This window comes from Hafnia sp. (genome assembly GCF_036648275.1).
Lineage (GTDB): Bacteria > Pseudomonadota > Gammaproteobacteria > Enterobacterales > Enterobacteriaceae > Hafnia > Hafnia alvei.
In genome coordinates, this window is record NZ_JAVXIQ010000017.1 from 24,267 (window position 1) to 33,967 (window position 9,701).

At 43.2% G+C, this 9,701-nt stretch carries 6 protein-coding genes; 2 read left to right on the forward strand and 4 right to left on the reverse strand.

Going from position 1 to position 9,701, the window contains the following annotated elements:
• Positions 1 to 62: 62 nt before the first annotated feature.
• Positions 63 to 488, reverse strand: a complete 426-nt coding sequence (locus RSC70_RS14615) for a GNAT family acetyltransferase (RefSeq protein WP_025800759.1) — start codon at positions 486 to 488, stop codon at positions 63 to 65.
• A 91-nt stretch (positions 489 to 579) separates the two neighbouring features.
• Positions 580 to 3,696 (reverse strand): beta-galactosidase, encoded by a 3,117-nt coding sequence (locus RSC70_RS14620; protein WP_332542869.1) that lies wholly within the window; start codon positions 3,694 to 3,696, stop codon positions 580 to 582.
• A 203-nt stretch (positions 3,697 to 3,899) separates the two neighbouring features.
• Between RSC70_RS14620 and amiA the strand changes: the two genes are divergently transcribed.
• Together amiA and RSC70_RS14630 are read left to right on the forward strand one after the other, a co-directional pair.
• A complete protein-coding gene (amiA, locus tag RSC70_RS14625; protein ID WP_332542870.1) occupies positions 3,900 to 4,772 on the forward strand; it encodes an N-acetylmuramoyl-L-alanine amidase AmiA in 873 nt (290 codons plus the stop codon).
• Positions 4,773 to 5,449: 677 nt separating this feature from the next.
• Complete coding sequence (locus tag RSC70_RS14630; protein ID WP_332542907.1) at positions 5,450 to 6,979, forward strand: diguanylate cyclase; 1,530 nt, start codon at positions 5,450 to 5,452, stop codon at positions 6,977 to 6,979.
• Positions 6,980 to 7,488: 509 nt separating this feature from the next.
• Here RSC70_RS14630 and RSC70_RS14635 read toward each other — a convergent pair.
• Together RSC70_RS14635 and RSC70_RS14640 are read right to left on the reverse strand one after the other, a co-directional pair.
• Positions 7,489 to 8,301 (reverse strand): hypothetical protein, encoded by an 813-nt coding sequence (locus RSC70_RS14635; protein WP_234619065.1) that lies wholly within the window; start codon positions 8,299 to 8,301, stop codon positions 7,489 to 7,491.
• Positions 8,302 to 8,400: 99 nt separating this feature from the next.
• A partial coding sequence (locus RSC70_RS14640; RefSeq protein WP_332542872.1) for a YadA family autotransporter adhesin occupies positions 8,401 to 9,701 on the reverse strand: 1,301 nt, incomplete at its 5' end.

Below are 9,701 nucleotides of genomic sequence, written 5' to 3' on the forward strand. Positions count from 1 at the left end.
ACCAGACGTTTCAGCTCGTTATCCTGTTTAAACAAAATAACGAGCCCAACTTAATAGCACGATCAGTATTCGTGATCTTCAATCAGTCTTTTGCTCAGACACAAGGTGTCCTGCGTTTCGTAATCCAACTTCTCATACATACCAATGACCGCATCATTTTCTTCGCTGACCAAGATTTGAATCTTTGGGCAGCCGCGGGCGATCAGCTTTTTCTCTAGGCGACTGATCAATGCATTGGCAATGCCACGGCCGCGAAAATCAGGGTGAACCCCCAGATAATACGCCGTGCCACGGTGACCGTCGTAACCGCCCATGACGGTCCCCACTACCTCACCGCCAACCTCTGCGACGAGAAATAAATCCGCGTCGTGATTGAGCTTACGCTCAATATCCGTCTCCGGATCGTTCCACGGGCGCAGCAGGTCGCAGCGCTCCCATAACGTAGTAACTTCTTCAAAATCAGCTTGTTTAAAAACGCGGATTTCCATGGTTCTGACCGTAATTATTTGTATTAATACCTAATTATCGCCGGAATCCTTCGATACGCAACGAAAAAGTTATCTTACTGTTTCTATGAGCTTATCCGACTGACCCTAGCCGATCGGCAAACCAAATCAACGAATAGCGATAATGCATATCGCTGAGCAAGAAATCAGGGCTCACGCTGGGGCTCCATGAATCGTCCCCACCGACGCCCATATGAAAGCCATCAATGTTAACCCACACGCCCTGTTCTTCATGTAATAGATGCTGGTGAGAGGTCTCCATCAGCTGTCTCTGGCTGAATCGACTTAAGCCAAAATGGAAATTCCCCTTCCATTGCCAGCGCCCAAATTCTAGCTGACGCGTATTGCAACGCAGCCCATTTTCGCTTGGGAAAATATAAGGGGTATGCAACTCAGAAAGCGGCAACGTCCAGCGCCCATGCTGTGCGGCAAGCTGTCGATCAGGATAGTTTTCGTGTGGGCCAAGCCCTAGCCATGTGACATCAGAAGCCACTTCAGCCACCTGACAGCTTAAGCCAATTCGAGCAGGCGCTGGCATCCCGTGGGCCACTTCCACCTCCACGGTGATATGTAGCTTGCCCTGATGATCGACCAGATAGGTTTTCCGACTGATAAACAACACCGCTTGTTGGCTATGGTAAGCATGCTCTGTCGTGATTTGAATGCCTTGAGAAACCGCATCAGCCGTCCATCGCAACAAACGAATATCCAATGCGTACATGCCCGCTTTCTTCCAGCGTTCAACCCACGCGTTGGGATCGATGCGTGCCACTTCACTCACTCCAATATCATTATCGAGCGGCGCACGCGTAAAGTTGTCTTGCAGCGGTGTTAACAGCGTGGCTTTGCCGCCCTGCCACCACTGTTCAAGCAGACCGGTTTGGCGATTAAACTGCCAGCGCTGATCCTGCCAAATGACGCAATGCTCATCGCCAGACGTTTCCAAACGCGGCATTATGCCGCACGCTTCAACAGCCATCGGCAGAGCGAGCGGCTGCGCCAATCGCCACTGATCCCACGCGCAGCGGTGATGTTCATCCGACCACGGCGTGGCTTCACGCTGGCGGACTTCTACGTTAAGCCACCGTTCACCTGAAGAAATCATCTCAGGAATTTCGCCCAACACGATATGTTGCGAAGTTTCCGCCCGCAGGTTGAGATCGATACATCCCGCCGCCAGAATATTTCCATCCTGTGCGACGTTCCAAAATAGCTGCTCGTTATCGCTGGTTCGAAACAGATATTCACTGGTGATTTCTACGCTGAGCGGGTTTTGTTCGACCAACCGGAACTGGAAAAATTGCTGGGCACGCTGGGCTTCAAACAGCGCCGGATGCGGTGTTCTGTCGGGAAACACTAGGCCATTCAGGCAAAACTGGCGATCGTTTGGCGTATCACCAAAGTCTCCCCCGTAGGCCCAATACGCTTCGCCCTTATCATCAACGTGAGTCAACGCCTGATCGACCCAATCCCACACGAAGCCACCCTGTAAGCGCGGATACTTGCGAAATGCCTGCCAATAGCGTTCAAAACCACCCAAGCTGTTGCCCATCGCGTGGGCATATTCACACAGGATCAGCGGACGCGTTTCGTCCGGCAGACCAACCCATTTTTTAATTGACCATTTGGGCACCGTTGGGTGCGGCTGATCTTGATCTACGCGCGCATACATCGGGCACAGAATATCGGTGGCGGCAGTATTAGCGCCACCACCTTCATATTGAACAGGTCGAGTCGGATCGTTACTTTTTACCCAACGATAAAGTGCATCATGATGGCAGCCGTGGCCAGACTCATTGCCCAGCGACCAGATAATAATCGACGGATGGTTACGATCGCGCTGCACCATACGCGTCACGCGTTCGCACATCGCGTTGAACCAAACCGGATCGTCACTTAAGCGATTCATGGGGATCATGCCGTGCGTTTCGATATTGGCCTCATCCACTACGTACAAGCCATATTGATCACACAGCCGATACCACAGCGGATGATTGGGATAATGGGAACAGCGCACCGCATTAAAATTGTGCTGCTTGAGCAAAATAATATCGCGGCGCATGGTTTCTTCGTCCATCACCTGCCCATGCTCAGGATGGTGCTCATGACGATTGGCTCCACGTATCAGCAAAGGCTTACCGTTCAGTTTGAGCTGCCCATGGCTGATTTCTATCTGGCGAAATCCGACGTCATAGGCTTCAACGTCAACAACGCCGCCCTGCTCGTCACAGAGTGAAACCACCGCGCGATAGAGATGAGGTTCCTCCGCACTCCAGAGCAGAGGTTTATCCACCCGCAAATGCAACGTGGTGCGATCGTCATAGGCTCCGCGCTCATCCACGACGTCACTGACGATAGCCTGCTGATGTTCGGCAACGCAACAATCGTTTCGCCACAGCTGCACACGGGCATGATAGCCCTGTTCAGGACGATTAAGCTGCACCAAAACCTCAAGGTCAGCATGACAAAAACCGGCTCCCAGATGCGTTCTAATCTGAACATCGCACAGGTGTGTGGCGGGTTTATGCAGCAACGTTACATCACGAAAAATGCCGCTCATGCGCCACATATCCTGATCTTCAAGATAGGTGCCGTCGCTCCAGCGTAGCACTAACACCGCCAGCCGGTTTTCCCCCGCATGCAGCGCGTGGGTGAGATCAAACTCGGCGGGCAGCCGACTATCCTGCGAATAGCCAATCCATTGACCATTACACCACAGATAAAAAGCAGAATTTACGCCGTCAAAAATAACCCGCGTCTGCCCCTGTTCCAGCCACGCGTCATCCACGCTAAACGCAAGCGAATAACATCCCGTGGGGTTTTGTTGTGGCACAAACGGAGGATTGACCGGAATCGGATAGGTGATGTTGGTATAGATAGGTGCATCATAGCCCGCCATTTGCCAGTTAGACGGCACCTGTAACGCATCGGCATCGTCTAAGTCCGCATGCCGCCAAGATTCTGGCACCTGTTCAGGTTGGTTAAAATAGCTAAATGCCCAGACGCCATTTAGTGAAATCCGCTGCAACGAAGGCCGATCGTTTTGTGCATCCTGCGTATTACGCCAGCTATTAAAGGGCGGGTGAGCCGGTAAGCGTCGATATTGCGTGCAAATAGGGTTTTCCCAGTCACGACGAGAAAGAACAACAGACAGCGAACTAAAAGCGTTATCAGCAGGATTAGGTGTCATCGTGATGGCCTATGCATCTTCAATATCGAATAGAACATCAAAATGAATAACAAACTCAGCGCTGTAAAGCAGTAAAGTCCCGTTCTATGAACAGCCTCAAACAAGGTAACAGTTCGAAATAGTTCTCAACTCGATCATTGCGGTAGCGACGCGCTACTATTCAGCCTCTGTTTGTTATCAATGGCTAATGAATCATTCATCACATGAAGAATTTCTCCCACTTCCGTTTATTGCCTAAATACACTTCCCGTCGTCAGTTCCTCCTGTCTGGATTGGCGGCGATGGCGCTGGCGGGAAGTAAAATCGACGCGGCCTCCGCCAGCAGCACAGCCTTGACGGCAAAACCGGTAAAAAAAGCATCGGGCGCTCGCAGGGTCATCATGCTCGATCCGGGTCACGGCGGTATCGACCCAGGGGCTGTGGGTCATCAGGGAGCCAAAGAGAAACATGTGGTGTTAGAGATTGCCCACTACGTGCGCGATCATCTGCGCGAGCACGGCAATATTGACGTGAAAATGACGCGTGAAGATGATTTCTTTATCCCTCTGTATAAGCGGGTAGAAATTTCCCATCAGCATCAGGCTGACCTGTTCGTTTCTATCCACGCCGATGGATTTACCAGCCCAACGGCATCGGGTGCCTCGGTGTTTGCCCTCTCCAACCGCGGCGCGAGCAGCACGATGGCAAAATATATGTCTCAGCGTGAAAACGATGCCGACAAAGTGGCAGGGGCGAAATACGCCGATGAGGATAATAATTATCTTCAGCAGGTGCTGTTCGATTTGGTACAAACCGACACCATCAAGAATAGCCTCACGTTAGGCCGCCATCTGTTAGATCACATTAAACCGGTGCATCATCTGCACAGCCAGCATACTGAACAGGCTGCGTTTGCGGTTTTAAAATCACCGTCGATCCCCTCTGTGTTGGTTGAAACCTCGTTCATCACCAATCATCAGGAAGAACAGTTGTTAACCTCAGTGGCCTTCCGCCAACAGATTTCGCAGGCTATTGCTAACGGCATCGTCAAATACCTCGACTATTTCGATGCCCACGAGCGTCGGCGTCCGAGTTAAAAGATTAATTACATACTTTAGTAAGTGGAATCTGCACAACTATGCAAGTTCTACTATGCAAGTTCCACGCTTATCTTATATCTTGAAGACATATTCAGAAAAATAATAACCTCCAGAATCATTTCACTGAAAAACTGCTGCATGAATTTATTGATAGTTTGCCTCTGGTGGCTTCATAAAGAGTCAATCACTCTGGAATTACAGTATGATTTTCTGGTAGGCGTGCTTTTAATTTTAAACAAGACTACCAAAATAAATACAAGCAAATAAGCGAATAACATTTGATATCAAAGACATAAATAAAAAACCGTAGCTTTAAGTCATTCAAAAAAGACATTAAAAATTATTTTTTATAGCAATTAACCATAAAGAATCAATAACTAAAAGGTATGGATATAAGTAAAAAACATAAGTATATATAAGACACCCTTATAGGATTCTTGCGTCATTCAAAAAACTCATGTACTCTATCAATAGATTATTTTAATATTCACCCGTTTGCTAGCATTCTATGCAATTCTATAAAAATACGTATCTGAGACAAAAAATTGATTTCAATTGGAAATATTCTAAAGAAAAAACACCCAGTTAAAATAATAGATAGTATCTTTGCTATTTTTATTTTATTTATAGGTGCTGTTCTTATATCTCAAATGCATACACTGTTAAGCAGTTATATGAATTCGACTATTGATGAGATGACTAGGACTCATGAAATAATCATGGAAAATAAAGCTAATCAAGTTAATAAAATTATATTTTTAGAAGACTATTTTAGTTATATATTCAAAAAAAAACCATCGAAAGACATGAATGAAGAATATCTAAAAATCATACAAAAATCAAAAACACCGGGTAGCTTTAGGTATATTTTAAAAAGTGATAACAATCATAGTGTTTATATTAATGTAATTAGTGATAATTTTCTATCACAGTTTCAAAATTTACATTTGACAGTAAGTTCAAAGATGTTAGAAAATGAAATAAATGCAATACAGCATCTATTTTCTCTTTTGCCATTAACAAACAATAATTTTAATGTAGAAAGTAGAATTTATTATGTATCAAAGTCTGGTTTATTTTCAACAACAACGCCTAGCAAACATGCAAATTCTCATTCTATAGAAGAGACGTACGAACGCATGATAAATAGCTCATATTTTATAAACGCAATGAAGCTATCAAAATCCTCTAAAGAAAATATCTTTACAACTGCATACTTAGGTCCGAATAAAGAAGGTAAACTTATTACTATGTACGTTCCCGTTATTATTGATGACATCACTGTTGGCGTCATATGCTTTGACTTCGAAGTTAGAAAACTGAGCGTACTGCTAAATGATTCTATCGAAAATAAAAAATCTGGAGATTACTTTTGGATCGATGGGAACGCAAATATTATTGCATCTAGCACATCTGGTGGAGATCGTAACATTGCAAAAAAAGTTTTAACACTTACCAAAAAAAATTCAACTGGTCGGTTTTATAGTGGTTTTGACTTTATTACATATAAAAAAATAAAGGGTGAGCACGGTGCTATTTTTGTTACTCACTCGCCCTTGCAGGTTCTTAAAAGTGAGTATGGAACCCAACTCGTCTTTGCTATATTACTTTGGTCTAGCTTCACCTTTGCACTACTTTTTTCCTATATGCTAATAAGAAAGCTAATACAAGAAATGCATATTTTACAATCTTCATTGGAATGGAAAGCGAGCCATGATACTTTGACTGGTGTTCTGAACAGAAATGGATTCTATAATGAACTTGATACCTCACTGTCTAAACTTAAAGAGTTGAAATTACCCATATCTATTATTCAAATAGATTTAGATAAATTTAAAACTATCAATGATACCTATGGGCATTTTGGTGGTGACGCCGTGCTAATACAGACAACTAGTATAATCAAAAAATATATTCGTAAAAATGATATTCTTGGTCGACTAGGTGGTGAGGAGTTTTGCATTTTTTGCCCATGTCTGAGTTTAGAAGATAGCACATCTCTTGCTGAGAGAGTTCGTGAAGCGATCAGCACCTACAATATTGAAGTAATGCAAGGTGTTTCAATCAATATATCTGCATCATTTGGTGTTGCATGTAGTTCAGAAATAAAAAGTTATAATATAAAAGAACTACAGGCAATATCAGATAAAAGACTATATATAGCCAAAGATAGCGGTCGGAATAAGGTTTGTTCGCAAGGATAATTAAGATCCAAATCCTCCTATGCAATCATGCTTAGGAGGATTATATATTCAGGAAATAAAATACTCACAGATCGTGTTAATATATTAATTATAAGACATGCCACCATTGAGGAAACTAGATGAATCTTCCTCTAATTCTTTGTAACTGCGACAGTATTAAAGATGACCTCTCAGCCGGTAACCAAACTCGATAGTAAAAACGGCTCATAATCAGCCGTTAACTGTGGATCAGCATACTCCATTTTTATGAGTATTTGGGATGAATAGCGATGCGGGTATTCATCCTGATTTGAGGTATTTCTCTCTTGATCGAGCTAGTGAGCAAGTTCTGCATTGAGCACAGTTCTAGTCAGAATGCTGAAAAATACATTGAGATCGAATACAGTTGTAGAAACTTTGGTCAGTTCAGTTCTGGTCGTGGAAACTTTCTTCTTGTCCTTAATTTGCCTGTCTCCGTTAATGGAGTGAACATATCAAAAACAGGCAATTAAACAATTATAATTACAGTCTCAACTAGATTTCATAAAATAGCTTTTCCCAAGAAGTTTTCCATTCCCATACCAATCAACACCAAATAACTTAACTGTCAGAATATCATTATTTAATTCAAATAAATAACCATCTGATGAAGAAAATACAATACCTGAGTCAGTCCAACTATCGATGTAATAACGTGAGTTATTATCATGCGCATGAGCATTATGTATTAACTGATAATAATCGCTGTAAGATTGACTGATTAGTTCAGCGATCTCCTTCTTTCTCTCCTTAATACTTTTCGTATCGCTGTGCTCAAGTCTAGTTGAGATTAGAGCAAAAAATTCCGCTGTCGCAGTAGCTACTTTTAACTTATCTCTTAATACGGTTGTTAACTCTAAAGATAACTCATTATTCTTCAACGGAGTGTTATCTGATTTCTTGAAGTAATAATCCTTCTGCAATGGTTCAACCAATGACGAAACCATATACGCTATACACGCAGTATGTTTTTTTCTCATATCTCGATCTGAAAGAAGTGCAAAGCCTTCATCTTCCTTAGCTAACTTTGATAGCTCAATCCCCTTACTAGTAAAGAAACCATCAAAATCAGTCTGATTTTCAGTGCCTTGAGATAATGCGCATACATGGCTCATTATAGTGTCATTTCTCTTTCCACCAAAAGATGGTGATATGTCATTGAGTGTACTTTGTATTATTGGTAGAGATGAGATTTCAATTATTTTATCTAGTTTTTTAGACGAAAGATCAACTTCAGTTCTACTGCCATCACAGCCATAAATTAACAATGAGGATAAAAAAACAATTACATATTTAGTATTCATAACTTTAATCCGGAAATATTAAACAACTAAGTAATAAAAATATATATCTTCGCAATTTCTTGAGTTAAGCGCCCTACAAAGGGCGCTTCATATTAATATTTACCACTGATAACCAATTCCAACGGATACGCCATAATCTCCTTGAGTATTCGAACTCCCCTGAAGTTTAGTGACCCATTTACCATTTTCTGAAACTTTAGATGCTCCGAGAGCAATAGCAGATTCACCATTATAGCTACCACCGCCCATAGACATCATCCCACCTCCGGCCTCAAAAGGCTGAGGTAAAGCCCCCATCGCCATCGCGGATGCAATTCCACCACTCAATTTGTCTTTCATAGCATCCATTTTGCGGCCCAACTTGCGGAAATTTTGATTAGTGGAACTGCTGATAGATTCCAATCCTTCATTCAATTGAGCAACATTCACTGCATCAGTGGACGCAGTACCTCGAGCAACATTCGTTATTTGACGCTCTCCACCAACAGAACCAATAGACAGTGTATTAGCGCGATCAGCTGTTGAACCGTTGCCTAAAGCGATAGAATTATTGCCGGTTGCCTTAGCCATACTTCCTAAAGCGAGTGAGTCCTTGGATGAAGCGCTAGCTCCACCTCCCATTGCTGTACTATTTTGTCCACTAGCAATCGCTTTAACTCTATTGCTACTATTATTTGTAACCACAGTGCTCGACTGCGCAGTAATGTCTTTTACTTGCCCAACAGTTACGGCATCATTATCAGCGACGCCATCAGCAAGACCTGTCAGTAACCTATCACCACTTGTTCCAGCAATAGAAATTGAACCACCTTTCTTATCCTTGCCAATACTTATTTCTTTAGAACTTGTATCTTGTTGAACAAGACCTACAGTACCGTTTGAAATACCATCAACATTATTTTTCATATCACTAATATCAGCAGTATTTTTATCTACCTGATTCTTAACTTCATATAATTGCCCACCATTGACTGCTTCTTTACTTTTGGCCTCAACTTTTCCATCAGCTAAATTTGCAATAACTACAGGAGCACCTGAACCACCGAGTTTTTCATCGTTTTTTCCCAGTGTAATCTTATTAGAATCATTTATGTCATAACTTACATTGTTAGTTGAACTGGCCTTAATATTTCCAATGTTACTGTCTAAAGCAGCAAGCGAATCACCGAGATTATAGGAAACGCCTTGGATGCTAAAACGCGGCCCAGTGATCCTTCCTGTCGTTGAGTCAATGAAGGCACCTGTACCGCCTAACTCACCTAAAAAATCACTCATCTGGCCAACATTAAGCGCATCTTCATTGTTTTTACCGGCTTTCACCCCACTCAGTACGCGGCTACCATTTCGGCCGGCAATGCTCACCGTGCCGCCGCCGGTCGATGCCGCCACGGTGACCCCCA